The following is a 916-nucleotide window of genomic DNA, read 5'->3' as shown; positions in this document are numbered from 1 at the left end:
ACGGCGTGCTCAGCGGCTGGGGGTCGGCACGGGATTGATCTCAACGGAGGTGGAGCATGGGCAAGATGCTGTATTCGGTCACCATGTCGCTGGACGGCTTCATCGCAGGCCACGGTGGTGACATGTCCTGGTTGACCAGGTATTTCGGGCCCACCCCGACGGTGGATGAAATCATCGGCAACCGCACCTTCCGCGGCGACGATCCGTACAGGGGCACGACCAAGGAAGGCAAGCCGTTCGGCGGCGGGTGGGCCGGACCACAGTTCGTACTCACCCACCATGCCCCGGACATCCCGGTGCCGGGTGTCACCTTTGTCGGTGACCTCGACAGCGACGTCGCCGCGGCCGGCCGCTGCCGGTGACACCTACGTCAACGTCCTCGGCGCCAGCACAGCCCGGCAGTGCCTCGACGCCGGTCTACTCGACGAGATCCTCGTGCTCATCGTGCCCGTCCTGCTCGGCGATGGTGTCCGGCTGTCTCAACGGGCTGCGGCTGTGCCGGCCTAGTTCAGTGGCGCGCCCGTGCTGCGAGGCATGGAACCGAGATCCCCGGGCGCACGGCAGCCTGTGAAGGTCGCCGGGGAGACAAACCACGTGCCATCCCCCAGCTGGTTTGCCACAAACGTCGCGCTGCCGACCTGCATCCAGACCGGAGCTCCCCGCCCGTTACCCCAGGCGCGCTCAACAATGATCGGTTCCGCTCCGGGCCGGATTGCGCGCAAACCAGCTTCCGGACTCACCGCGCCGGCCGCCTTCCCATCGGGGAACCGCCCGAGGTCCAGCCCCGGTAGCTGGCCGGCCGGACACTGCCCCGGGCCTCGCGGAGCCGCGGCGACAGCAGCGGTGGAGACCACGGTCACCGTATCGTTCTGGATACCAGCCACCTCGCCCGCAGGTCGGCCACCGGCGACTGCCG

At 68.4% G+C, this 916-nt stretch carries 1 protein-coding gene and 1 pseudogene; one reads left to right on the top strand and one right to left on the bottom strand.

From position 1 onward, the window contains the following. Positions 1–56 precede the first annotated feature (56 nt). Positions 57–507: pseudogene (locus tag U9980_RS25090) on the top strand (dihydrofolate reductase family protein). Here U9980_RS25090 and U9980_RS25080 read toward each other — a convergent pair. Further along, a partial coding sequence (locus U9980_RS25080; RefSeq protein ID WP_322770184.1) for a hypothetical protein occupies positions 504–916 on the bottom strand: 413 nt, incomplete at its 5' end. The pseudogene U9980_RS25090 and the gene U9980_RS25080 overlap by 4 nt on opposite strands.

Origin of the sequence: Protofrankia sp. Cr1, from assembly GCF_963555865.1 — a bacterium.
Taxonomy (GTDB): domain Bacteria; phylum Actinomycetota; class Actinomycetes; order Frankiales; family Frankiaceae; genus Protofrankia.
Note: the sequence above shows the minus strand (reverse complement) of the source record. Positions and strands in the feature narration are given on the sequence as shown.